Here is a 23378-nt window from a genome sequence, read left to right on the forward strand (position 1 = left end):
GCCTGCCCGGCGGGAGCCTTTTGCGTCTAAAATAATAATGTTTTAGTCCGATTAATATGAGAAAGGACAATACCACACCTTCAACCGGGAAAAAACAAACCTTTTCAGATAACAGGAGACACCATGTTCAGGAAACGCTCTCTCGCCGTTTTGCCGGTCGCTCTGGTTCTGGCGGCGACCATGGCGCTGCTTATGACCGGTTGCAGTTCCAAGAGTACCGATGACGCCGCCGCGGATAACACCACCGTCGCGGTGACCGCCAGCCCCACGTCCATAGTCTCTGGAGAAACCTCGGTGGTCGAGGCTACCGTGGCTGCGGGCACGGTCGGAATACCCGATATGGTCGTAACCTTCAGCGTTACGCCTTCGGACGCCGGTTACTTTACGCCTGCCATCGATACCACTGACGCCACCGGCGTGGCCGCCACCATATTCACGGCCACCACGTCAGGATCGATCACGATCACAGCCGGCCTGGCCGGCACGTCATTGACGGCCACGGTCGGTGTGGCCGTAGCCGAGGACCAGTCCGGCGGCTCGGGCAACATCAGCATGAACGCGTCACCCACGCTGCTCCTGGCCAACGGCAGTGACACCTCAAGTATCACCGTAACCGTGCGCGATGAACTGGGCCAGCCGGCCCCGGATTCGACCATGATCAAGATCGCCTCCGGCGAGAAGTTTGTCGATATCGACGGTAACGGTTACTGGTCCGAGGGCATTGACTCGCTGGTGTTTGACGCCAACGCCAACGGTCAGTGGGACGCGCTTGGACTCATTCCGTCGGTCGCCTTCACCTCCGGCGGTACCGGCAACGCCACGGTCGATTTCGTATCGGGTTTCGACGCCGTGACGGTCTATATCAAAGTCACAATCGATGACAACGGGATCAGCGGCAGCGCGGAGCTTTCCCTGCAACTGTCGCCGGACGCCACGATCAGCTCGATTTATCTGGCTTCCGATTCGATGCAGCTTTCGGTCAAGCAGACCGGGGGCATAGAGACCGGCCTTCTGCGCGCTACGGGCTTTGATTTCAACGGCAATGCCGTCCCCGAGGGGCTGGCGGTCAATTTCATTATTATTGACGGGCCGGGCGGCAACGAGCACCTGGGTAACGTCGGCTACGGGCCGTACCAGGCGGTCACCAACAGCCAGGGCATCGCCACTGCCACCATCCACTCCGGTACCGTCTCGGGAACCGTCCGTATCCGCGCCTATGCTGACACGGTGCTCTCCAACGCCACCCAGGTGTTGATCTCGGCCGGTCCTCCCGCCTATATCGTGGTGGGTGCCGAGAAGTGCAACGTCGACTACTGGGACAACGTGGCTGAAGAAAACATCGTCACGGCCGTAGTTTCGGATATCTACCTCAACCCCGTCAATGATTCGACCGTCGTGTACTTCTCGACCGACGAAGGTACCATGGTGTCGCACCTGGAGCGCACCAAGGATCACGAAGGGATTGCCTCGTCCGTCTGGTTCAGCGGCAACAACGTGGCCACGGCTGACGGCGTGGTGATGGTGATTGCCGAGACGTCCGGCGGTACCGTCGCCGACACTTCCGCATTCTTCAATACGCACTTCCCGGCGGTCATCAGCGTCACCGGCTGGCAGACTAGCCTACTGGCCGACGGCGAGGCGAGCTTCTCCGTTTGGGTCGACGCCGTAGATCTCAACGGCAACCCGGTCATCAGCGGCACCGCTTTCAAGGCTGACGCCCAGTACCTGAAGGTCGCCGGAGGCACCTTTGAGGACGGCTGTTACTCTTCGTCCGCCCGCGTAAAGGTTCAGTCCAACACGCTGACCATGGACGCTTCGGTCACGGGTGTCAACGACGACGGTGTCGGGGCGATCGACTACGTGACCTACTGGCACGATGCCGGAGCTTCCGCGACGCAGCCGTGCTCGCTGCTGACCGGTTACGCCTACCGAGGTGCCTGCGCCATCAATGCCCAGAGCAACGCCGCGGTCGGTGAGGCCGTTAACCTGACCGTCACGATCAAGGACCGCTGGGGCAATCCGCTGGCCGACCATACGCTCAATATGGTGGCCTCCGTCGGCGTCGTCACCGGGGCTAGCCAGAAAACCGACTCCTACGGTGAGGCGGTCGGCTTCACCTGGACGCCCGGTGGAATCGGCACGGCTACCATCACCGTCACGGATATGGACCCGCGCGGGGGTGTCGTGTTGACCCACCGCATCACCGTAGAATAACTTTCGTCCGTACCAATCGAATTTGTTTGATGCCGGAGAGGAATGAGGGGACTCCTCTCCGGCGTTTTTATTAACACGTCAAAAAGCCCTTTTGCTCGCCGGTCCTTTTTCATACCTTTTTGGCATGTCCAGGACAGTTGTAACCGAGATTACCGGCCAGACCAGTATTTCGCTTGCCTTTGAACGAATCGCCGCCGCTTACGCGCGGCGTCCCGCATTCATAGGCAAGGGCGGCCTCGGGTCGGCATATACCTACGCCGAGGTTTCCGACCTCGTTCGTGCCCTTGCCGCCGGTCTGGCCGGCGAGCCGTACCGGCACAGAAACGAGGTCGCCCTGGTTTCGGAGAACCGTCCCGAGTGGCCCGTTGCCTACCTGGCGGTACTTGCCGCCGGGAAAACCGTCGTGCCCATTGACCCAAACCTCAAACCGAAGGAGTTGAGCTACGTTCTTGAGCACGCCGATATCGGCTTGGTGTTCTGCTCCGGCCGATTCGAACAAACTCTCTTGCAGCTCAGGACCGGGCTGACCGTCTTCTCCTTCGAGGAAAACTCACCCCATAGCTGGACACGGCTTGGCACGGCCGCTGTTCCGTGGGAGAATACCAGCTTTGCCCGGACGGCTGCGCTTATCTACACCTCCGGGACCACGGGCATCCCGAAAGCCGTGGAACTGACGCACCGAAACCTGCTGAGCAACGTCGAGGGAGCCAGGCAGGCCCTGGGATTGGATGAGCAGGATGTCTTTATCTCGGTCCTGCCGTTGCACCACACTTTCGAAGCCACGTGCGGCTTTCTGACGCCTCTGCTCAGCGGTGCCTCAATCGTCTATGTCCGGTCGTTGAAATCCCGGGAAATACTCGAGGATATCGGGCGCAACGGCGGTACCGTGATGTGCGGTGTCCCGTTGCTGTATGAGAAGATGTACCGGTCGATCAACCGCGGCCTTCAGGCGGCGCCTGCGGCACGGCGGATGCTGTTTCATCTTCTCTTCGGGCTGTCCGCTCTCGGCTGGCGGCTGGGGCGGAAGTGGGGCCGAAAGCTGTTTCGGCGCCTCAGGCAGAAAGCGGGGCTTGATAGCATCAGGATGTTCGTATCCGGAGGAGCGGCTATTCCGCCGCGAATCGCCCGCTTTTTCAACCTGGTCGGGTTCGACTTTCTCCAGGGTTACGGTATGACGGAATGCTCACCCGTTATTTCCGTTAACCGTCCCGACAATATTCGGTTCGGCTCGGTCGGTCCGCCTTTGCCCAATGTCGAGATCAGAATCGACCGGCCCGTTGCCGGTGGAGTCGGCGAAATACTGGTTCGCGGGCCCAATGTTTCTCCCGGGTACCGTGGCAATCCCGAACAGACGGCTGAGCTTATCCGGGGCGGCTGGCTCCATTCGGGTGACCTGGGGCGCATGAAGGGCGGTCATCTCTGGATCACCGGTCGCGCCAAAAACCTCATCGTTTCGGCCGCCGGGAAGAACATATATCCCGAGGAGATCGAAGAGCGGCTGGCGGAATCCAGATATGTCCTCGAGGCACTCGTTTTCGGGCGTGACAGGGAAGGCAAGCAGGGAGAAGAGGTGCACGCGCTTATTGTTCCCGACATGGAGCAGTTCACGGCCGAGTTCGGGTTTGTCGACGGCCACCCGGACGTGGAGAATATCGAGTTCGTGCTCAAGGGTGTCGTAGGCGAAATCAATCGGCACATGGCTGATTTTAAGCGAATCTCAAACTTTCACGTGCAGCTTGAAGAACTCGAGAAAACCTCGGCCAGGAAAATCAAGCGCTTCATGTACCGGTGAGTTCGGCCTGCAACCGGTCAGGCGGTAATGATGACTGAAACGCGGGAAATCCAGTTCAAGACCAGGGGCGACGGCGATATCATTGACATCACGTCGAAGATAGAGCAGGCCGTAAGGGCCTCCGCGATCACCTCCGGTGTAGTCACTGTCTTTGTCCCCGGGTCCACCGGCGGGGTTACTACCATCGAGTTCGAACCGGGTCTTTTGCAGGATATGCCGCAGCTCATGGAGAAGCTGATCCCGTCGGGGCGTCCTTACAAGCACGATGAGACATGGCACGACGGTAATGGTTTCTCGCACCTTCGGTCGTCACTCATCGGCCCCGGTATCACCGTTCCCTTCAGCGACTCCCGGCTTCTTCTCGGCACCTGGCAACAGGTCGTCTTTCTGGAGTTCGACAACCGCGCCCGTTCCCGCCGGGTGATTCTTCAGGTCATGGGCGACGCCGGATGAAAGTGAAACCCCTGGAACGCGTGGGCGACAGCCTGCGCGTAATAGACCAGACCGAACTTCCCGGTAAACTGGTCTACAGGCGTCTGGACGACTACCAGGACGTCATCGAGAGTATCCGGAGCCTGAGGGTTCGGGGGGCGCCCGCCATAGGAATCGCAGCGGCCTACGGGCTTGCCATCGCCGCCCGGCAGGCAACCTCCCTTGATCCGGCCTATCTCAGGACCGTCGGCGACCGGTTCAAGGCCGCCCGCCCGACGGCGGTGAACCTCTCCTGGGCGGTTGACCGAGTCCTTGATTCAATTGCCCGCGCGCAACCGGGTTCCGGGCCGGAAATGGTCGAGTTTCTGTGGCGGCAGGCCGAAGCCATCCACGATGAAGACCGCCTTATGTGCGCACGCATCGGCGAACACGGTGCTCAGTTGATCGGGGACGGCGCTGTCGTTCTCACCCACTGCAACGCCGGTGCTCTGGCCACGGGCGGCATTGGCACGGCCCTGGGCGTCATCTACACCTGCCGCGACCAGGGTAAAAACCTCCGCGTATACGCCGACGAAACCCGGCCGCTCCTTCAGGGGGCGCGGCTTACGGCGTGGGAACTGCAACAGGAGGGTATCGACGTCACCCTGATCTGCGACAGTACGGCCGGAATGCTCATGCAGCAGGGGGAAATCCACTTTGTTCTGGTCGGCGCCGACCGGATCGCGAAAAACGGCGACACGGCCAACAAAATCGGCACCTATACGCTGGCCGTGCTCGCCAAGGAGCACGGGATACCGTTCTATGTTGCCGCACCGTCCTCCACCTTCGACCCTTCGATCGATGCGGGCGATCAGATAATAATTGAGGAACGGGCCTCTCACGAAGTGACGCGCAGCTTCGGAACGCGAACGGCTCCGGAGGGGGTGTCGGTCTATTCGCCTGCTTTCGACGTTACGCCGCAACGACTTATAACCGGTTTTATCACCGATGAGGGCGTCAAGCCGGGCGGAAGAGCGCCGGCCTGATTGCCATCGAGACGTACCGCCGTTTTTAAGGTTGCCCGCCCGGCGTCCGATACATACATAGTACTCCGCTGTGAAAGGCACCCGTGATGCGCAGGACGAAACGACAGCTTAAGGCCCTGGCGGCGCTGAACCACGACCTGTTTGACGCCGCCGTCTGCACTCCGCCCGCCTCGGCCACGCTGTATACGAAAATCAGGCAGGAGGCCGGCCAGCGCCTTGACACGGCGGCGCTGTGCTTTGACGTACCCCGGCCGGAGTTGCCGTCGGTGCCGGAGCTTTACAGGCTCTTTGACCGGTACAACTGGATGTATTTTGACGGCAAGCTGCCACGAGCGCGCATCGAATACTCAAAACGGATGTCATCGGCCGGATCATACACTCCTGAAGAGAAGCTGATCCGGATGGGCCGCAAGTACCACGGCGTTTTCCCCGGTGAGGTCTCCGATACGCTCAAGCACGAAATGATCCATCTGCTCCATATTCAGCATAACGATGCTTTCAAAGCTGAGGCCGCCCGGATCGGCGCCTCAGTCAGGGCTAAGGCTCATCCTTCCCTGCGCAAACCACCGCGGTATATCTACGTTTGCCGACATTGCGGAAGAGAATACCCCCGCCAGCGCCGGTTGCGAATGGCCTCCTGCGGCCATTGTTCGCGCGCGGGCCGGTTCGACCCTCGGTTTAAACTCAAGCTGAAGGCGTCCGCCAGCAGACGTTAGCTGCCGGCCGTCCCCGCGCCCACTGCGAGCGCTTCTGTTCAGTGCATATGCAGGAACCGTCGCGGGCAGTCTGTGACCCTCAGACCGGAAAAAAGCTGGGCAACTTAGGATGCCGGGGAAACAAAGCCCCGGGCGGGCTGTTATATCACCGTTTGCAGCGGTCCGGTCCGCCTGCGGTTGGGCGACAGGAGTGTGGCGGCTTTCCGTGCGGCCGCCGCTCTGGGCACCGGGTCGCATGCTGACAATAACGCAATTCGTCAGGGCCGTGCGCCGCAGGCTTCGGCCCGTGTAAGCCCATATTGCTAAACATCTTGCGATTTTGGCCGACAATCTGATGAGTGAAGCTGATCAGATGCGCCCTCAAAAGGTTAAACGTCGGCTTGACAAAGGTGTTTTTCTGGTTATATTAACCGACCTTTTGACGCAAGTACTCCCGGAAATCTGGGGATGAGAAGGTGATGAAGACATTTATACCGAAAATCGATCCGGCCGCGCGTGAGTGGATAGTCGTGGATCTCAACGGAGCCATCCTCGGCCGCGCAGCCGTGCAGGTTGCCGATATCCTTCGCGGAAAGAACAAACCCACGTTCACGCCGCATCTGGATACGGGCGAGCATGTAGTGGCATTGAACGCCTCCGGCCTCAAGGTGACCGGGAAGAAGATATACCAGAATTACTACTACCGGTATACCGGGTATCCCGGAGGCCTCAGGAGTGTCAGTATGGCTGACCGGATGGCCAAGCATCCGGAAGCTTTATTCCTTTCGACAGTCCGCGGCATGCTGCCGAAGAATCGCCTGGGCCGGCAGGTGATCAAGAAACTGCACGTGTATGTCGGGTCTGAACACCCGCACCGGGCCCAGAAACCAGTCAAAGTCGAACTAAAATAAGCCAATCGAGAGGATATGGAAAAAGACGTTTTCATGGCAACCGGTCGACGCAAGGCGGCGGTGGTGCGCGTACGGCTGCAAGCGGGCAATGGCAGCTTTACGGTCAATGGGCGCGAAGTCGCCGATTATCTCATGCGTGAGGCGTTGATTGAGCTTGCCAGGCGGCCGCTCAAGCTGACAGAGAATCTGGGTGCGTTCGATGTTACCTGCTCGGCTCATGGCGGCGGTATCTCCGGTCAGGCGGGAGCTATCAGTCTCGCGGTCAGCCGCGCTCTGAATCGCTTCAGCGCCGACTACCGTCCCAGGTTGCGCAAGGCGGGCTTGCTCACCCGGGATGCGCGCGAAGTGGAGCGCAAGAAATACGGGCAGCCGAAGGCGCGCAAGCGCTTCCAGTATTCGAAGCGGTAGTCGCCTGGCTCTGGTCCCCCCTGGGGGGAAATAGGCAGTCCCGGTCGACCTGGCCGGTGGTCCCATGATCCACGGGTTCCGGTTGGGGATGACGCCGGGGTGAAGTAAACCAATGCTCTTATAAGGGTTTCGAATGATTTCCGAAAAAATGCGAGAATTTCTGGAGGCTGGGGTACATTTCGGCCACCAGACACGCCGCTGGAATCCCAAAATGAAGCCATTCATCTTTGCGGCGCGAAACGGTATTTACATCATCGACCTCCAGAAGACGATCAATGCGCTGGAGATGGCCAAGAGGAAAGTGCAGGAGGTCATCCAGAGCGGCAAATCGATCCTGCTTGTCGGTACCAAGAAGCAGGCCAAGGAAGTCATCCACGAGCAGGTGGGGCGCTTCAATTGCTTCTTCGTCACGGAACGATGGCTGGGCGGTATGCTGACCAACTTCAACACCATCAAGCAGTCGATTAAAAAGCTAAAAGATATCGAGCGGATGCAGGAAGACGGCACGGTGGAGAAGTTCACCAAGAAGGAGCGCAACCGGTTTGAAAACCAGGCCGGCAAGCTCCGGAAGATACTCGGCGGTATCAAGGAGATGAACTATCTGCCCGGCCTGATGATTGTCGTCGACGCGCGAAAGGAGCAGATTGCCGTTGCTGAGGCCTCCAAGCTGGGCATTCCCATAATAGGCATCATCGACACCAACGCCGATCCCGATCCTATCGATTTTCCGATCGCGGCCAACGACGACGCTATCAAGTCGATCCGTGTGATTCTCAGGGACCTTGTTGACTCCGCTCTCGGAGCCGCAGGCGGTCTGGGTGAGGAGATGGTTCAGAAGGCCGTGGCGGGCGGCGGGACGGCACCGACGAACGCGCCCGCAGCCCCCAGGCGGCAGACGGACAACGAAGTGTAAGAAGGTCTTTGGAAGATGGAAATTACAGCAAAGATGGTCAAGGAGCTCCGCGACAAGACCGGGGCCGGCATGATGGACTGCAAGAAAGCGCTGGGCGAAGCTGAGGGCGACTCTGAGAAGGCGATTGCCGTCCTGCGCGAGAAGGGCATGGCCAGGGCCTCCACGAAACAGGGGCGGGCCACGAGCGAAGGCGTGATTGCGTCGTACATCCACCCCGGCGACAAGCTGGGTGTTATGGTGGAAATCAACTGCGAGACGGACTTTGTTGCCCGAACCGATCAGTTCAGACATTTTGCGCGCGATATCGCTATGCATATAGCAGCGGCTTCCCCTCTCTGCGTCAGGCGCGAAGACCTGGATCCTGAAACGGTGGAAAGAGAAAAAGAGATTTACCGTCACCAGGCCGAAGGTGAGGGCAAACCCGCCAAGGTGCTTGACAAGATTGTCTCCGGACGGCTGGACAAGTTCTACACCGAGGTCGTTCTGCTGGACCAGCCCTACGTAAAGGATAACGATAAGACGGTGGGCGGCCTGGTGCAGGAGACGGTGGGGTCGCTTGGCGAGAACATCGTGGTCAAACGATTCAGCCGTTTTCGGCTCGGCGAATAACATGGAATCCGACAGTAGCAGCGCCAAGTATAAACGAGTCCTGATAAAAATCTCCGGCGAAGCCCTCATGGGTCAGCGCCAGTTCGGGATTGATTCTCCGACTGTCGAAACCATTTGTCATCAAATCAAGGAAATCAGAGATCTCAAGATCGAAACCGGCGTCGTCGTCGGTGGCGGCAATATCTTTCGCGGCCTGAACGCCTCCGAGCGGGGCATGGATCGCGTCACCGCCGACAGCATGGGCATGCTTGCGACGGTCATGAATTCGCTGGCCATGATGGACACGCTGGAGAAAATGGGCATTTTCACCCGCGTGATGTCGGCGGTGCAGATGGAGTCTTTTGCCGAGCCGTACATACGTCGCCGCGCCATTCGTCACATGGAAAAGGGCAGGCTCGTCATTCTGGCGGCCGGCACCGGCAATCCGTATTTCTCGACCGACACCGCTGCCTCCCTGCGAGCCATGGAGGTTAGTGCCGATCTGATGATCAAGGCGACCAACGTCGACGGTGTCTATTCGGCTGACCCGAAAAAGGTCGAGGATGCCCGCTTCTTTCCCCGACTCACCTACATGGATCTGGTGTCCAAGGACCTGCGCGTCATGGATCTGACCGCCGTATCGCTTCTGAAAGACCACAGAATACCCGTACGGGTAGTCAACATAAACATTCCCAGTGTCCTTGCACGCGTTGTTAAGGGCGAGGACGTAGGGACACTCATCTGTTGAGAGTCACATCGGACGGATATGGCTGAGGAGGCTCGGCGATGCTGGAAAAGATCTACGAGGAAACGAGAACGCGGATGACGAAGACGGTCGAGGCCGTGGCACGGGAGCTGGGGACGGTGCGCACCGGCAAGGCTTCACCGCACCTGCTTGATTCGGTCAAGGTGGAAGCCTACGGATCGACCCTGCCGCTGATGCAGCTGGCGACCATCTCGGCCCCTGAACCCAGGTTGCTCGTGGTGCAGGCGTTTGATAAGTCGACGGTCGGCGAGATCGTCAAGGGTATTCAGAAGGCGGATCTCGGCCTCAATCCGGCCGCCGAGGGGAATGCGATCCGGCTGGTCGTCCCGGCCCTCAACGAAGAGCGACGCATGGAACTCGCAAAGCACTGCAAGCATATTGCCGAAGAGGGCCGTGTAGCCATCCGCAATATCCGCCGGGACATCAACGACCGGGTCAAGAATGCGCAGAAAGAAAAACAGATCTCTGAAGATCAGGCAGCGGACGGTCACGATGAGGTCCAGAAGCTCACCAACGACTTCATTGAACAGATCGATCAGCTTCTGACCAGAAAGGAAAAGGAAGTGATGGAGGTGTAGACCTCCGTTACCCTGAAAACCGACTGCGGCCCGGACCGGACGGTCCGGGCTTTTCTGTTTACGCGCCCTGGTCAGGTAGCCGTGGCGGCATCGGGAACCGGCGCCGCCGGATCGTTCAGCCGGGATAGCTGCCGTTCAAATACTGCTTCAGATACCGGTTTTCCGTCTTGATGTCATCCATCTGTGTCTTGGCCACGTCTCCAATCGATACCAGGCCCACGAGACGATCTCGTTCCACGATGGGGATGTGCCTGATCCGGTTGTTGGTCATGATGCCGGCGATATAGCCGATTTCGTCGTCCGGCACGCCGACAATCAAGTCGGTGGTCATCAGTTCCCCGACGCTGGCGCCCTGAAAGCTCCCCGGGTCCTTGTAAGCTCTTTTGAAAATATCCTTGTCACTGATGATGCCCCGCAGTCGGCCCGAATCGTCCACCACGGGCAAGCAGCCGACCCTGTTATTAAGGAGCAGTTCCATGGCCTGGCGGACAGAGGTCTCGGGCGGGGTCGTGACTACTTCACGCGTCTTGGTCCTGAGAATGTCCTTGACTTGCATGCAGTCCCTCGCTGGTTTGGGTGTTGTCCGTCCCGAGCGGAGAAGTCCGGTGGTCAAAAATCCCTTGAGTTAGCCCGGTCGGGTTTCTATTTTAGCTTTACGAGAATAACAGAACCGGTTTTCTCCTATATTATACGACTTCGGTTCCTTGTATGTCAATGAGAAGTTACAGGGTAACGACCTGCTTGCTCCTTCTGGTGTTTGCCACGGCGCTCACGCTTGCCCGGCCGGCCGTGGATACCGATCCGGTGATTCAGTATTACTGGGACAAGGTCCGTGACGTTTATGTCTCGCAGGATCCGGTTTCGGCCGGAATCCGCTATCGCCTGGTTGCTACCACGTATTTCAAGCATATCGACTCCAAGGGCCGTGTGGAGAAAATCGATTCAGCCACCGTGGAGTACTTCTGCCGGGAGGGGCAGGTCGATTCGCAGAAGACGGTAAGCGGTGATGACTCTCGATTTCGCAACCTTGACATTACGATCACCGATATTTTCGGGCTCGACTACCAGCCGTTTTCCTTTCCTAACGATACGGGCGGCGCAGTCCTGGCCATCGGGCTGGATACCGATTCCCTGAGCGCCAATCCCGATGGTCTGATCATGGTCGATCGCTACCGGTACGTTCCGGTTTGGCTGTACCTGTATTATCCGGAGAAACGGGGGTATCGACGTTTCAGCCGCTCCTTTCGATTTACCGAGGTTGACAGCTACGTATTCCCGGACTCGATTTGGGAAGTTGGCGCCAGGCAGGGTGTGTTCAGCCTGGAACACTACCGGTTGGAGACGGGAGTAACCACTATAGAGATCCTGCCCTGAGGCGCCCGGGATCAGCTTGCCCCATGCGGGGGCGGCCTTGCGGTCAATGGGGTTGCCAACGGGGTTGCCAACGGAGCGGTGAAATGGTACCTTTCACGCTATGGCTACGAAGTTGACAGAGACGGACAGGCTCGCCGCCGAAATAGGGTGTTACCCCGACCGCATCCCCGCCCACGTGGCGATAATAATGGACGGCAACGGCCGGTGGGCGGCTCTGCGCAACAAGCCGCGGACTTTCGGCCACGAAATGGGCGTCAGGGCGGTCAAGGAAGTTGTTCGTGCTTCCTCCCAGATCGGCGTCAAGTTCCTCACCCTGTATACTTTCTCCGTCGAGAACTGGAAACGACCCAAGGATGAAGTGGCGGCCCTGATGAAACTGCTCTGTCAGACGACGGTCAGTGAACTCCAGGAGTTGCTCGATAACGACGTCAAGCTCATCACGACTGGTCGCATCAACGGCCTGTCCCAGGACGAGCGCGACATAATCCAGGAGGCGGTCAGGGAAACCAGCCACAACGGCGGCCTCGTGCTCAACCTTGCGCTCAATTACGGCGGGCGTACTGAGATTCTCGATGCCGTGCGGGCCATTGCATACGGCGTCAAGGCCGGTGCGGTTGATCCCCAGACGATTGACGAAGGGCTCTTCTCCAGTTTTCTCTATACCGCCGAGTTGCCCGATCCGGACCTGCTTATTCGTACTTCGGGAGAACTCCGTATCTCCAATTTCCTTCTCTGGCAGACCAGCTATACGGAATTGCATATCATTGATACCCTGTGGCCTGACTTTGGCAGGAAAGAGCTGTTCGAGGCTATTCGCGACTACCAGAGGCGGGAGCGGCGCTTTGGTACCGTGACGGAGGACGGAACTGTACCCGGAGCCGGTTCATGAGCAGGAACCTCGCTGTTCGCATCAGCGTTGCCCTTATTGCCATACCCATCATTCTGTGGTTCGCCTACCGTGGCCAGTGGTGGCTCTTCGGTATGGTGGCGCTCCTGGCCGCCGTGGCGATACTTGAGTTCCTGATACGCGAGGGGCAGAAACCGGGCGGCCTCCTTTTCTGGGTCGTTGTGCTCACCATGGCCGCCCTGTTCTACGCACTGGCGAGCGGCTCCTTGCCGGGCGGCTGGGACGTGCGGCCGTTTGCGTCGTCCGCGCCGCTGATATTTCTGGCCTTCTTTATAATGTCGGGCGTGCTCATATCAGTGGGCAGGGATGCGCCCGACCTGTTGTTCCGGCGCTATACGCGGCTGGTCTGGGGTGTCCTCTACGTGGGAGCGCTGTACCCGTTTGTCTTCCTGCTGGGTCAGACCGTCCGGCTGCCGTACGCGGATTCCTTTACCGGGGGTGATTGCCTGTTGTTCTTGTTCGGCCTGCTGTGGGTTGGTGATACGGCCGCCATGGCGGTCGGCTCGTGGTTTGGCCGACGTCGCCTGGCCCCGGGCGTGTCCCCGAACAAAACGATCGAGGGCTTTGTGGGCGGGCTGGCGGGGGCGCTGGCTATAGGCGTCATCATGGTCTTCTGGAAGTTCAGGGCCGTGGCATGGTACCATGTGCTTGTCGTGGCCGGCGGATGTTCGGTCCTGGGGCAACTGGGTGATCTCGTGGAGTCGGCCTGGAAACGTTCTCTCGGCATAAAGGATTCCTCTGCAATTATCCCCGGACATGGCGGCGTGCTGGACCGCTTCGATTCACTGTTGTTTGCCGCGCCGTTCATGTACTTCTACCTGAGAGCGTTCATCACGGGATGAAAATTCTCGACTGGTTCTTTGCCGCCCGCCCGCTGCTGCACGTGCCGGTCTGGTCGGTCTTTCTCGTCGGCCTGCACTATCACCATCAACTCTCCGGCGGCACGTTCCAACCCGTCGATCTGCTGCTGATGGTGTCCCTGAGTCTTCTCTTTGCGGCCGCGTTCTACGTTAACCAGGTCTTTGACCGGGAATCCGATCGGATCAACCGAAAGGGAGGCTTCCTGGAGAGCGGGCTGATTTCCGAGCGCGCCATGATGGCCTCGTATCCGCTTTTGTCGATCCTGGCGCTGGCCTCGACCCTGCTTCTCTCAGCGGTGACGCTGGTCATCTTCCTGCAGATCGTCGTACTTGCCCTCATATACTCCGCGCCGCCGGTAAGGCTGAAAGACAGGCCCGCGGGCGGCCTTTTTGCCAATGCCTACGCCCACGGATTTCTCGTGTCGCTGGCGGTCATGCCGGAGATGACGATGCACAACGCCGGCCTGCTCGGATGGGATAACCCGTTCTATTTTGCTCTTGCCGTCGGCGCCGTCTACATCCTCACGACCATTCCCGACGAGAAGGGTGACCGGCTGACCGGCAAACGGACCCTGGCCGTGATTTTCGGACGCACCGGCAGCCTCGTTGCGTCGTTGGTGCTGATGCTCGCCTCGGCATACGTTGCGCGGGAATCGGGTTTCTTTCTGCTCTTCAGCCTCTCGGCATTTGCGGCAGTGACAATTGTCGCGGCGCTGGTGTGGCGCACGCTGGCGGCGGTACGGCTGGCGGCCAAGCTCCCCCTGCTGCTGCTGACGGCTCTGGCCGGGTTCTGGTATCCCGGATACTTCGTGTTTATAGTTGCCCTGCTTGTCGGCACGCGGATATATTACAAAAAGCGGTTCGGTGTCGTATATCCGAAGGTGGCCTGAGGCGGCGCATGCGTGCAGGAATTGTCGGACTGTTGCTGGTGATTGTCGGCTGTACCCCCTTCCCCCGGTACGCCAAACACGCCTCGGTGACGCCGCGTGAGACGATCCCCTTTCGAGAATCGTATACGACCAACGACTACATCCGTCTCGGTCTCATCCTCCAGCGGTACCTCGGGAAACCCTACGTCGGAAAGTCGCGATATGAGGAGGGTCTGGACTGTTCGATGTTCGTCCGTGACGTCTTCCGCGAATTCAACAAAACCGATCTGCCGCGGACGGTCGAGGAGCAGTACGCCCAGGGCACGGAGGTGCCGCACAGCCGCATTACGTTCGGAGACCTGGTGTTCTTCCGCACCGAGCGGGGGCGGATATCACACGTCGGCGTGTACGTCGGCCACAACGACTTCATTCACGTGTCCAGCTCGAACGGCGTGATCATCAGCGGTCTCAGCGAGCAATACTGGGCGGAACGTTATGCCGGGGCGAAACGTATACTCAGCGATTCGCGACCGTGAACCGGCCGTCGGCTTTTCCGGTTACAGAGGACATGAGCAGATCCGAAAGCGAACTGAAACTCAAACTGAAAAACCTGCCCGCCCAACCCGGGATCTACCTGTTCAAGAACGCCCAGGGCAAGGTAATCTACATCGGAAAAGCAAAAAACCTGCGCAACCGGGTGCGCACGTACTTTCAGGCGTCCCGTCGGCTCGACGCCAAGACTGAGCGCCTGGTCTCCCAGGTGACGGATTTCGACCTGCTGGTGACAGACAACGAGATCGAGTCGCTTATTCTCGAAGCCAATCTCGTTCACGAGAACAAACCGCGCTACAATGTCGCTCTCAGGGACGACAAGCACTTCCCGTATATCAAGATTACCAGGGGACCCTTCCCGCGCGTGCTTATCGTCAGGCGGCTGCAAAAGGACGGCGCCACCTATTTCGGGCCGTACACGGCGGCCGGAAGTATGCGCAAGACCTACGAGCTTCTGACCCGCCTGTTCAAAATCCGAACCTGCAACCTCGTCCTGCCGCCGCCTGAAGGGAAGACGTACAAGGTGTGCCTCGACTACCATATCAACCGGTGCGGCGGGCCGTGTGTGAACCTGCAGTCGCAACAGGAGTACGGCGAACTGGTGAAGTCGGTGTCGATGGCGCTCTCCGGGCACACCAGGGAGCTTGTCAGCCGTCTGACGGAACGGATGCAGGCGGCCTCGGAAGAGCAGCAGTACGAGGAAGCCAGGGAACTGCGAGACCAGATTGACGCCATCGGATCAGTCATGGCATCTCAGCACGCCGACATCGGCGAGATACTGGATCGCGATATCATCGCCGTGGCTCGCCAGGACCGGATAGCCGTGGCCGTCGTGATGCAGATTCGCGAGGGGGTGCTGATCGGCAGGCAGGACTTCCAGCTGTCGGCCGAGAGCGAGGACAGCGACGAGACCATTCTCGAGAGCTTTTTCACGCAGTACTACAACCACCAGCCGAACCTGCCTGACGATATCTGCATTCCCCGCGAGTTGGCTTCGGCCGGGCTGATGCAGCGGTGGCTGGCAAAGTTGAAGGGGTCGAAGGTGAAGATCTTCACTCCCAAAATCGGCGCCAAGCAGAGGCTTGTCGATCTCGCCGCTGCCAACGCCCGCTTGCTTCTCGATGAACTGCTGATTCAGAAGCGCGCCTTGAACGAACGCACGAGCAAGATGGTTTCGACCCTGCAGGATGAGCTGGCTCTGACGTTTGCCCCACGGACCATGGTGTGCTTTGACATCTCCAACACCGGCGAAACGGATGCCGTGGGTTCCTGCGTGTTCTTTGAAAACGGCCGACCGAAGAAAAGCCGGTACCGGCATTTCAGGATCAAGGGTGTCGCGGGTCAGGACGATTTCAGCATGATGCGGGAAGTCATCGGTCGATATTTCCATCGCCTCAATGAAGAGAACATCGAGCCGCCCAGCCTGACAGTCGTTGACGGCGGCAAGGGGCAACTCTCCGCGGCGCTGGCCGAGCTTAAGTCGCTGGGCATGGCCAACCAGCCCGTCATCGCCCTGGCCAAGCGGCTCGAGGAGATATACCTGCCCGGTCGGTCGCAGCCCGTCACGGTCGCCAGGAGTTCCCCCGCGCTGATGCTTCTCAAGCGCATTCGCGATGAGGCCCACCGCTTTGCGATCACGTACAACCGCAAGGTGCGGCAGAAGCGCACGATCAAATCGGCCCTTGACGACATCCCGGGGATAGGCCGGGCTCGTCGGCAGGCTTTGCTGACGAAATTCGGATCCGTTGAAAGGATAAGAAAAGCTTCCATCGAAGACCTCACCGAACTTCGGGGTATCACCGAAAAACTCGCCCGGGAGATTCTCAGGGGCGTGGCCCGGTAACAGACGGGCGGCCGGTCGCGACCGCGCTGTGCTCGGACGTCGGGTACTCCGGATGTTGACTTTCTGTCCTCACGTTCAGACGACGCCGCGCCCGCCAATTAACCGTTGCCGAGAACCGCTGCGTTTGCCTATACTCCATTATGCTTGAGTCTCCGCAGGCCTATACCGTGACCGCCGTTACCCGGATGATCAAGAACAGCGTGGAAGAACAGTTCGCTGATATCTGGGTCGAAGGTGAGATTTCCAACTATCACCTGCACACCTCCGGCCACCGGTATATCAGCCTGAAGGATGAGAACGCCGTTCTCCGCGCTGTAATGTGGCGATCATACGGCGGGTACTTGAAGTTCGAACCCGAGGACGGCCAGAAGGTCCTCGCCTTTGGCAGCGTTACCGTCTATGAAAAGGGTGGCCAGTACCAGCTTGTCTGCCGCAAGCTTGTGCCGGTAGGCATCGGCCCGCTCGAGTTGGCCTTTCGGCAGTTGTACGACAAGCTCTCCCGGCAGGGTTTTTTCGACGAGGACAGAAAAAAGGAGATTCCGGAGTATCCGCAGAGAATCGGCATCGTCACCTCGCCGACCGGGGCGGCCATCCGCGACATCATCCAGATTGCCCGGCGTCGTAACAGTTCTGTCCAGCTTGTAATCTTTCCCGCGCAGGTCCAGGGGGAGGGCGCCGAGGAGACTATCGCGGCCGGTATCCGGTATTTCAACACGCGTGATGATATCGACGTTATCATCACCGGTCGCGGCGGCGGCTCGCTCGAAGATTTGTGGCCCTTCAACACCGAGACGGTCGTGCGTGCCATCGTCGACTCGATAATTCCGGTGGTATCGGCGGTGGGCCACGAGATTGACACTACCCTGTCGGATCTGGCCGCGGATCTTCGCGCCCCCACGCCGTCAGCGGCCGCCGAACTGGTGGTGTGGTCGCAGCGCGATTTCAGGCAGCAGGTGCGGTTGCTGGTGTCGGCTCAGGCACAGCATCTCAATTCGCTGGTGCGGCAGGCGCGGCAGGGCCTTCGATCCGCTCTCCGACGGCCCGTCTTCATTCGTCCGTCGGACATGATAGATCAGCGCCGCCAGTATCTTGACAACCTGTTTCGATTGCTCGTGGCGGCCGGAAAAAACCGCTTTGAGCAATCGAAAAGCAGGTTATCTTTACTGGCGGTCCGACTCGATGCTCTTTCACCGTTGAACATCCTGGCGCGGGGGTACTCGGTGACTCGAACACCCGATGATGGTGCCGTGATCAAGTCGAGCCGGGAACTTACGGCCGGGCAGAGGGTTGAGACGATACTGGCCCAGGGCCGTTTCATCTCCAGGGTAGAGGAACAGGATAGAGGAAAGCGCTGAAGCGTATGCCGGCAAAAAAGAAGTTCGAGGACTACGAATCGGCCCTGGCTCGATTGGAGGAGATCACCGAGACTCTCGAATCCGGCCAGGCGAAACTGGAAGAAGCAATCACGCTATATAATGAAGGACTGGAAATTGCCAGGTTCTGTGATCAAAAACTCGTCCAGGCAGAGAAGAAAATAAAGGTCATTTCCGATAAAGACGGACTGTTCGCCGAGGAGGACCTGGACGAGGAGAAGGAGACGCGGTGAAGTCCGTGGAGGCTGTCGACGGCCGGCTGTACCTTCAGAAGGCACGAAAGCTCGTTGACGAGTTGATTGAAAAGTACCTCCCGCCCGGCGATTCGGAACCGAAAGCCCTGCATGAAGCGATGCGGTACTCGGTGATGGCCGGTGGCAAGCGTATCCGCCCCATACTGTCGCTGGCCGCCTACGAATACTGCAACGGCGACCCCGACGCGGCCCCGGCGACGATCTATCCGGCGATGGCGGCTCTCGAGATGGTTCACACGTATTCGTTGATACACGATGACCTGCCGTGTATGGACGATGATGACCTGCGGCGGGGGAGGCCGACCTGCCACAGGAAATTCGGTGAGGCACTGGCCGTCCTGGCCGGTGATGCGCTGCACGTGGTCGCCTTTCGGCTGATGGCCCGCACCGGCTGCAACGAGGCCGTCATTGAGCTGGCCGATGCCGTGGGCACGTCCGGAATGCTGGGAGGTCAGGTTGCGGATATCGAAGCCGAGGGACGACCGGCCTCGCGTGATGAAGTGATCAGGATCCACACCCGTAAGACCGGTGCGCTTATGCGCGGAGCGGTGAGGATCGGGGCCTTGCTGGCCGGCGCCGAGCCTGCCACGCTGGCGCGGCTGACCGCTTATGGCGAAAAGATCGGACTGGCCTTTCAGATCATAGATGATATCCTGGATATCGAAGGAGATCGGGAAATTCTCGGAAAACAAGTCGGTTCCGATAGTAAAAAGCGTAAGGCTACTTACCCGGGAGCGGTCGGGCTCGAGACAGCCCGCCGGGAGGCGGCGGCGCTCGTGGACGCTGCCCTTGAAGCACTTAATGACCACGAGGACAACATTCTGAAGTATATTGCCCGCTTTATTGGGCAGAGGGAAAGCTGAACGGTTCAGCAGCGCGGTCCCATGGCGCATCTGGATAAGATCAACAACCCGCAGGACACGAAGAAACTCTCGATTGAACAGTTGGTCGAGCTGGCCGATGAGGTCAGGAACGAGATTATCTCGGTGGTTTCTCAGACCGGCGGGCATCTGGCCTCCAACCTGGGCACGGTCGAGTTGACGCTTGCCCTGTACTACGTTTTCGATTTGCCCCGCGACCGCGTGATCTGGGACGTCAGCCACCAGACCTATACGCACAAGCTGCTGACCGGCCGCCGCGACCGGTTCGGCACTCTTCGCAAGTATCACGGTCTGTCCGGCTATTGCAGCCGGGCCGAATCACAATACGATCACTTCGGCGCCGGCCATGCCTCAACGTCCATTTCTTCAGCCCTGGGATTCGCCGCGGCCAGAGACTTGCGGGGAGATGACCACAAGGTGATTGCGGTGATCGGCGATGGTGCCATGACCGGCGGACTGGCTTTCGAAGGTCTGAACAACGCCGGATCGCTCCGGAAGGACCTGCTTGTGGTCCTGAACGATAACACCTGGTCAATCTCAAAAAACGTCGGCTCCATCTCCAAGTATCTTACGGGCATAATGGCCGACGAGAAGTTCAACAAGCTTCGGCGCGAGGTATGGGAGTTGACCGGACGGTTCAAGCGACGGGACAAAATCCGCCAGACTATTCATCGGATCGAAGAGTCGATTAAGGGATTCCTGGTCCCCGGTATGCTCTTTGAGAAACTGGGCTTCCGGTACTTCGGCCCCATCGATGGCCACGACCTTCCACAACTGGTCAAGACGCTCAAGGACATCAAGAACATTACCGGTCCCATCATGCTTCACGTGGCCACCACCAAGGGCAAGGGGTTCTGCCCGGCCGAAGAGAATGCATACAAGTTTCACGGCATCGGCAAGTTTGACAAGGTTACGGGCCGGGCCGCGACAGCATCCGGCGCCCTCCCCGTTTACACCGATGTGTTTGGCGAGACTATGGTTGAGCTTGCGGCCGAGAACGAAAAAGTCGTGGCCGTCACGGCGGCAATGTCGTCCGGGACCGGTCTCGATGAGTTTGCCGAACAGTACCCCGACCGGTTTTTCGACGTCGGAATCGCCGAGGGACACGCGGCCTGTTTCGCCGCCGGGCTGGCGGCCGACGGGATGCGCCCGTACCTGGCGGTCTATTCGACGTTCATGCAGCGCGCCTACGATCAGGTTATCCACGATATGGCCATTCAGAAGCTGCCGGTGGTCATATGTATGGACCGGGCCGGGCTGGTGGGCAACGACGGGCCGACCCATCATGGCGTCTTTGACCTCGCCTATCTCTCGACCGTTCCCAACGTGACCGTGGCCGTCCCGAAGGACGGCGATGAACTGCGGTCGATCCTCCACTACGCCGCCCGGCACACCGGCGGCGGGATAATTGCCGTCAGGTATCCCCGAGACAAGGTGCCCTCTCCCGTAAGCGAGGAAATCAAACCGATACAGTGGGGGACCTGGGAGTGGCTCACGGATCCCGGCGACGTCGCGGTGCTCGCGCTCGGCTCCATGGTCGGGCCGGCCTTGCAGGCGGCTGAATTGCTCCGGGCTCGTGACCTCAGGGTTGCCGTGGTCAACGCTCGATTCGTCAAACCGTTTGACCGGGAAGCGCTGGAGCGAATCAGGCAGGACTCCCGAGCGATTGTCACGGTAGAGGAAGGGCAGGTCCGGGGTGGATTCGGACAGGCCGTTGCCGGGTCGCTCCTCTCGGAAGGCTACGCGGGGAAGTTCAGGGCACTCGGGCTGGCCGACGCTTTCGTAGCTCATGGCGGCCGCAAAGAATTGTTGCACGATGCCGGCCTGGATGCCGAGGGGCTGGTGGCGTCAATCGAACAGGTGCTGGCCTCTGACGAGAAGTCTGAGCACGCAGCCGGGAAGCTGTCCTTTCTTAGCGGTGTCCGTCTGCGCAAGAAGACCCGTCCGGCCGGTATCTCGGTAACCGGTGGGGATCCGGAATAAGGTCGCTTCGCCGGGTACCCGTATTCTCTCCTTGCCTTCTCCTTATATTAGCGGTTATGTTGCGTCTCGGAGAACGTAACCATGCGGTTTGGATTAATAGCCAATCTTCGGCGGACCGGGGCCAGGGAAGCCATCAACTCGTTTATCGACTGGGCGCACCAGAATAAGCAGGAACTGGTTCTGTGCGAAGAACTCCGCACCGCCGTGCCCGAGTATCCTCGTATCTGTCCCCGGGACCAGCTGGTGACCGAAGTCGATATTCTGGTCTCGATGGGCGGCGACGGGACGATCCTGGCCACGGCCCGGTTGGTCGGCGCCGCGGGCACGCCGCTGCTCGGCATCAACCTCGGCTCGCTCGGCTTTCTGACTCAGCAGACGCCGCAACAGCTGATTCCCGCCTTGGACGCCATTGTGAGCGACAAGTACACTATCGAGGAGCGCATGCTGCTGAAGGCGGAATTGCAGAACACCGGCCAGCCGTCCGCACCATATGCGCTTAACGACGTGGTCGTCGACAACGGCCCGGTCAGCCGTGTTATCAGTATCAACCTGCGGGTCAACGGCGAGGACGTCGTGACGTACATTGCCGACGGCCTGATACTGTCGACCCCGACCGGCTCGACCGCTTACTCGCTGGCCGTGGGCGGACCGATTGTGACGCCGGGGTTGGACGCCATTATCGCCGCTCCCATCGCCCCCTTTTCACTGACCACGCGGCCGATGATCTTCTCGGGGGACGACGTCCTGGAGGTGAGCATTGCCTCGGATCGAAGGGCGGCCATTCTCACGCTCGATGGTCAGGTCAGTCTGTCGCTGAAAGACTCGCAGTCTGTCAGGATCTCCCGGGCGGAGTTTCGCACCCGCTTCATAGTCTTCGCAGGGAACTCCTACTATAAGCTTCTCCGAAGCAAGCTCAACTGGGGTATGCCGCCGAATTTCTGACCCGTGCAGGCCGGCAAGCCCGGTGACCTTCCACCTCAGCAAAAAACACCTTGCCAAAGCGGGGCCGGCCGGATAGTATAAATGCGGTCGCAGGCGGGAGTAACTCAGTTGGTAGAGTCACAGCCTTCCAAGCTGTTGGTCGCGAGTTCGAGCCTCGTCTCCCGCTCCATTTTTTTCTGATCGCAGTCCGGGCAAAGCGCCGTGAAAAAGATCCATTCCACAGCACCGGTCATCCTGATACTCCTCGTAGCCGCCATGCTCTCCTGTATTGAACGGAAACCGGAGCGGCTGACCAAAAGAGAGTCCCCTGTATCGGCAGAATTGAAGTCTCTGGTCGCGGAACGGGAGCGCCTGTTGCAGACTGACAGTCTGTCTCCGGGTCAGGCCGCGGCCGTGGGCCAGCGGCACCGTCACACAGTTTATCGCTTTATGGCAAAGGCACTTATCCGGGAACCTGAGGACCTGTACAGGGCCGCCCTGTTGCTCGGCCCCGATGACGAGTCAACCGCCGCTGAGGTCTGTCTTCAGGCGCACTACCTGGCAGCCGAGGCCGCATCGAAAGGGCATATGCCCGCCCGGTATGTGGCAGCGACCAGCCTGGACCGGTACCTGGTGCTCTCGGGGAGATTGCAACTGTATGGCACACAGTATCTTAAGGATGACGCCGGAAAGTACAGGCTTTACCCCTATGACACTGCCACGACGGATTCAACCCGTGCGGAATGGGGTGTGGCGCCACTCGACTCGCTTATCGCACGCGTGGGCGCTCTTACCGAGAGTGCGACAGATTAGCCGAGTGTGAAAACTGTGTGTTTTTTGCACAAACTTCCTAACTAAATACGCGTTCTAACCGATTACTTGGGCAACAGCGGTCCAGTGCGGTCCTTGAGAGCGGCCAAGAAATGGCTTGACAAGGGTGGGGGTCGGGATATATTTAGGGCTCGCCGGAACGGCGAGGTGTGTCTAGAATCGGCGCGGAAGCAAACTGAAGGCCCAGATAGCTCAGTTGGTAGAGCACATCCTTGGTAAGGATGAGGTCACCAGTTCGATCCTGGTTCTGGGCTGTTTTACGATTTGAAGGAGAGTCGTGAGTGATGGCGAAGGAGAGGTTTGATCGCAGCAAGCCGCATGTGAATGTGGGTACGATTGGTCACGTTGATCATGGGAAGACGACGTTGACGGCGGCGATGACGATGGCGTTATCGAAGCGATACCATC

Annotated in this window: 25 protein-coding genes and 2 tRNA genes; 26 read left to right on the top strand and 1 reads right to left on the bottom strand. The window is 59.3% G+C overall.

All coding sequences use genetic code 11. The features are described from left to right. The first annotated feature begins 123 nt into the window (after positions 1 to 123). The 11 genes from VMY05_10850 (at position 124) to frr (ending at position 10322) form a co-directional block, all read left to right on the top strand. Positions 124 to 2214, top strand: a complete 2091-nt coding sequence (locus tag VMY05_10850) for a hypothetical protein (GenBank protein HUV31572.1) — start codon at positions 124 to 126, stop codon at positions 2212 to 2214. 124 nt (positions 2215 to 2338) lie between these two features. Beyond that, entirely contained in the window at positions 2339 to 4006 is a 1668-nt protein-coding gene (locus VMY05_10855; GenBank protein HUV31573.1) for an AMP-binding protein, read from the top strand. Between the two features lie 30 nt (positions 4007 to 4036). Beyond that, complete coding sequence (locus tag VMY05_10860) at positions 4037 to 4459, top strand: secondary thiamine-phosphate synthase enzyme YjbQ (protein HUV31574.1); 423 nt, start codon at positions 4037 to 4039, stop codon at positions 4457 to 4459. Continuing rightward, positions 4456 to 5463, top strand: a complete 1008-nt coding sequence (gene mtnA / locus VMY05_10865; GenBank protein HUV31575.1) for an S-methyl-5-thioribose-1-phosphate isomerase — start codon at positions 4456 to 4458, stop codon at positions 5461 to 5463. Before VMY05_10860 ends, mtnA begins: the two co-directional genes overlap by 4 nt. Before the next feature lie 86 nt (positions 5464 to 5549). Then, a complete protein-coding gene (locus tag VMY05_10870; GenBank protein ID HUV31576.1) occupies positions 5550 to 6179 on the top strand; it encodes a SprT-like domain-containing protein in 630 nt (209 codons plus the stop codon). A 458-nt stretch (positions 6180 to 6637) separates the two neighbouring features. After that, complete coding sequence (gene rplM / locus VMY05_10875; protein ID HUV31577.1) at positions 6638 to 7069, top strand: 50S ribosomal protein L13; 432 nt, start codon at positions 6638 to 6640, stop codon at positions 7067 to 7069. A 15-nt stretch (positions 7070 to 7084) separates the two neighbouring features. Next, a complete protein-coding gene (rpsI, locus tag VMY05_10880; protein ID HUV31578.1) occupies positions 7085 to 7477 on the top strand; it encodes a 30S ribosomal protein S9 in 393 nt (130 codons plus the stop codon). Between the two features lie 148 nt (positions 7478 to 7625). Continuing rightward, on the top strand, positions 7626 to 8390 hold the full coding sequence (gene rpsB, locus VMY05_10885; GenBank protein HUV31579.1) for a 30S ribosomal protein S2: 765 nt from the start codon (positions 7626 to 7628) through the stop codon (positions 8388 to 8390). 15 nt (positions 8391 to 8405) lie between these two features. Then, on the top strand, positions 8406 to 8999 hold the full coding sequence (gene tsf / locus VMY05_10890) for a translation elongation factor Ts (protein ID HUV31580.1): 594 nt from the start codon (positions 8406 to 8408) through the stop codon (positions 8997 to 8999). A 1-nt stretch (position 9000) separates the two neighbouring features. Continuing rightward, complete coding sequence (gene pyrH, locus VMY05_10895) at positions 9001 to 9726, top strand: UMP kinase (GenBank protein HUV31581.1); 726 nt, start codon at positions 9001 to 9003, stop codon at positions 9724 to 9726. Positions 9727 to 9764: 38 nt separating this feature from the next. Continuing rightward, a complete protein-coding gene (gene frr / locus VMY05_10900) occupies positions 9765 to 10322 on the top strand; it encodes a ribosome recycling factor (GenBank protein ID HUV31582.1) in 558 nt (185 codons plus the stop codon). 115 nt (positions 10323 to 10437) lie between these two features. Here frr and VMY05_10905 read toward each other — a convergent pair whose 3' ends face one another. Further along, complete coding sequence (locus tag VMY05_10905; GenBank protein ID HUV31583.1) at positions 10438 to 10878, bottom strand: CBS domain-containing protein; 441 nt, start codon at positions 10876 to 10878, stop codon at positions 10438 to 10440. Positions 10879 to 11030: 152 nt separating this feature from the next. Here VMY05_10905 and VMY05_10910 point away from each other — a divergent pair, with 152 nt between their 5' ends. The 15 genes from VMY05_10910 to VMY05_10980 all read left to right on the top strand — a co-directional run. Continuing rightward, positions 11031 to 11696 carry a hypothetical protein gene (locus tag VMY05_10910; GenBank protein ID HUV31584.1) on the top strand — a complete coding sequence of 222 codons (666 nt, stop codon included), beginning with the start codon at positions 11031 to 11033 and terminating at the stop codon, positions 11694 to 11696. 100 nt (positions 11697 to 11796) lie between these two features. Then, entirely contained in the window at positions 11797 to 12585 is a 789-nt protein-coding gene (locus tag VMY05_10915) for an isoprenyl transferase (protein HUV31585.1), read from the top strand. Further along, the gene (locus tag VMY05_10920; GenBank protein HUV31586.1) at positions 12582 to 13445 is read left to right on the top strand and encodes a phosphatidate cytidylyltransferase; all 864 of its coding nucleotides are present in this window, start codon (positions 12582 to 12584) and stop codon (positions 13443 to 13445) included. The genes VMY05_10915 and VMY05_10920 overlap by 4 nt, the downstream gene beginning before the upstream one ends. After that, positions 13442 to 14353: a UbiA family prenyltransferase gene (locus VMY05_10925; GenBank protein ID HUV31587.1), complete on the top strand. Its 912-nt coding sequence runs from the start codon at positions 13442 to 13444 to the stop codon at positions 14351 to 14353. The genes VMY05_10920 and VMY05_10925 overlap by 4 nt, the downstream gene beginning before the upstream one ends. 8 nt (positions 14354 to 14361) lie before the next feature. Next, on the top strand, positions 14362 to 14868 hold the full coding sequence (locus VMY05_10930; protein ID HUV31588.1) for an NlpC/P60 family protein: 507 nt from the start codon (positions 14362 to 14364) through the stop codon (positions 14866 to 14868). Between the two features lie 32 nt (positions 14869 to 14900). Next, entirely contained in the window at positions 14901 to 16727 is a 1827-nt protein-coding gene (uvrC, locus tag VMY05_10935) for an excinuclease ABC subunit UvrC (GenBank protein HUV31589.1), read from the top strand. A gap of 140 nt (positions 16728 to 16867) precedes the next feature. Continuing rightward, positions 16868 to 18082, top strand: a complete 1215-nt coding sequence (gene xseA / locus VMY05_10940) for an exodeoxyribonuclease VII large subunit (protein HUV31590.1) — start codon at positions 16868 to 16870, stop codon at positions 18080 to 18082. A 5-nt stretch (positions 18083 to 18087) separates the two neighbouring features. After that, complete coding sequence (xseB, locus tag VMY05_10945; protein ID HUV31591.1) at positions 18088 to 18333, top strand: exodeoxyribonuclease VII small subunit; 246 nt, start codon at positions 18088 to 18090, stop codon at positions 18331 to 18333. After that, positions 18330 to 19217, top strand: a complete 888-nt coding sequence (locus VMY05_10950; protein ID HUV31592.1) for a farnesyl diphosphate synthase — start codon at positions 18330 to 18332, stop codon at positions 19215 to 19217. Before xseB ends, VMY05_10950 begins: the two co-directional genes overlap by 4 nt. A gap of 21 nt (positions 19218 to 19238) precedes the next feature. Beyond that, positions 19239 to 21218, top strand: coding sequence for a 1-deoxy-D-xylulose-5-phosphate synthase (gene dxs / locus VMY05_10955; protein HUV31593.1), 1980 nt, complete (start codon positions 19239 to 19241; stop codon positions 21216 to 21218). An 81-nt stretch (positions 21219 to 21299) separates the two neighbouring features. After that, a complete protein-coding gene (locus tag VMY05_10960; protein ID HUV31594.1) occupies positions 21300 to 22160 on the top strand; it encodes an NAD(+)/NADH kinase in 861 nt (286 codons plus the stop codon). A gap of 93 nt (positions 22161 to 22253) precedes the next feature. Next, a tRNA-Gly gene (locus VMY05_10965) sits at positions 22254 to 22329 on the top strand. A 260-nt stretch (positions 22330 to 22589) separates the two neighbouring features. After that, positions 22590 to 22952 carry a hypothetical protein gene (locus VMY05_10970; GenBank protein HUV31595.1) on the top strand — a complete coding sequence of 121 codons (363 nt, stop codon included), beginning with the start codon at positions 22590 to 22592 and terminating at the stop codon, positions 22950 to 22952. Between the two features lie 199 nt (positions 22953 to 23151). Then, positions 23152 to 23224 (top strand) — tRNA-Thr (locus tag VMY05_10975). Positions 23225 to 23254: 30 nt separating this feature from the next. Continuing rightward, the coding region (locus VMY05_10980) for a GTP-binding protein (GenBank protein HUV31596.1) at positions 23255 to 23378 on the top strand (124 nt) is incomplete at its 3' end.

The organism is Acidobacteriota bacterium (genome assembly GCA_035529075.1).
Taxonomy (GTDB): domain Bacteria; phylum Zixibacteria; class MSB-5A5; order GN15; family FEB-12; genus DATKXK01.

Coding starts and splice junctions, on each gene's coding strand:
- dxs (HUV31593.1), top strand. CDS start 19,239: ATGGCGCATCTGGATAAGATCAACAACCCGCAGGACACGAAGAAACTC.
- uvrC (HUV31589.1), top strand. CDS start 14,901: ATGAGCAGATCCGAAAGCGAACTGAAACTCAAACTGAAAAACCTGCCC.
- VMY05_10930 (HUV31588.1), top strand. CDS start 14,362: ATGCGTGCAGGAATTGTCGGACTGTTGCTGGTGATTGTCGGCTGTACC.
- VMY05_10915 (HUV31585.1), top strand. CDS start 11,797: ATGGCTACGAAGTTGACAGAGACGGACAGGCTCGCCGCCGAAATAGGG.
- VMY05_10910 (HUV31584.1), top strand. CDS start 11,031: ATGTCAATGAGAAGTTACAGGGTAACGACCTGCTTGCTCCTTCTGGTG.
- VMY05_10860 (HUV31574.1), top strand. CDS start 4,037: ATGACTGAAACGCGGGAAATCCAGTTCAAGACCAGGGGCGACGGCGAT.
- VMY05_10905 (HUV31583.1), bottom strand. CDS start 10,878: ATGCAAGTCAAGGACATTCTCAGGACCAAGACGCGTGAAGTAGTCACG.
- xseA (HUV31590.1), top strand. CDS start 16,868: ATGCTTGAGTCTCCGCAGGCCTATACCGTGACCGCCGTTACCCGGATG.
- rpsI (HUV31578.1), top strand. CDS start 7,085: ATGGAAAAAGACGTTTTCATGGCAACCGGTCGACGCAAGGCGGCGGTG.
- rpsB (HUV31579.1), top strand. CDS start 7,626: ATGCGAGAATTTCTGGAGGCTGGGGTACATTTCGGCCACCAGACACGC.
- VMY05_10970 (HUV31595.1), top strand. CDS start 22,590: ATGGCAAAGGCACTTATCCGGGAACCTGAGGACCTGTACAGGGCCGCC.
- frr (HUV31582.1), top strand. CDS start 9,765: ATGCTGGAAAAGATCTACGAGGAAACGAGAACGCGGATGACGAAGACG.
- pyrH (HUV31581.1), top strand. CDS start 9,001: ATGGAATCCGACAGTAGCAGCGCCAAGTATAAACGAGTCCTGATAAAA.
- VMY05_10855 (HUV31573.1), top strand. CDS start 2,339: ATGTCCAGGACAGTTGTAACCGAGATTACCGGCCAGACCAGTATTTCG.
- VMY05_10960 (HUV31594.1), top strand. CDS start 21,300: ATGCGGTTTGGATTAATAGCCAATCTTCGGCGGACCGGGGCCAGGGAA.
- tsf (HUV31580.1), top strand. CDS start 8,406: ATGGAAATTACAGCAAAGATGGTCAAGGAGCTCCGCGACAAGACCGGG.
- VMY05_10925 (HUV31587.1), top strand. CDS start 13,442: ATGAAAATTCTCGACTGGTTCTTTGCCGCCCGCCCGCTGCTGCACGTG.
- mtnA (HUV31575.1), top strand. CDS start 4,456: ATGAAAGTGAAACCCCTGGAACGCGTGGGCGACAGCCTGCGCGTAATA.
- rplM (HUV31577.1), top strand. CDS start 6,638: ATGAAGACATTTATACCGAAAATCGATCCGGCCGCGCGTGAGTGGATA.
- xseB (HUV31591.1), top strand. CDS start 18,088: ATGCCGGCAAAAAAGAAGTTCGAGGACTACGAATCGGCCCTGGCTCGA.
- VMY05_10850 (HUV31572.1), top strand. CDS start 124: ATGTTCAGGAAACGCTCTCTCGCCGTTTTGCCGGTCGCTCTGGTTCTG.
- VMY05_10870 (HUV31576.1), top strand. CDS start 5,550: ATGCGCAGGACGAAACGACAGCTTAAGGCCCTGGCGGCGCTGAACCAC.
- VMY05_10920 (HUV31586.1), top strand. CDS start 12,582: ATGAGCAGGAACCTCGCTGTTCGCATCAGCGTTGCCCTTATTGCCATA.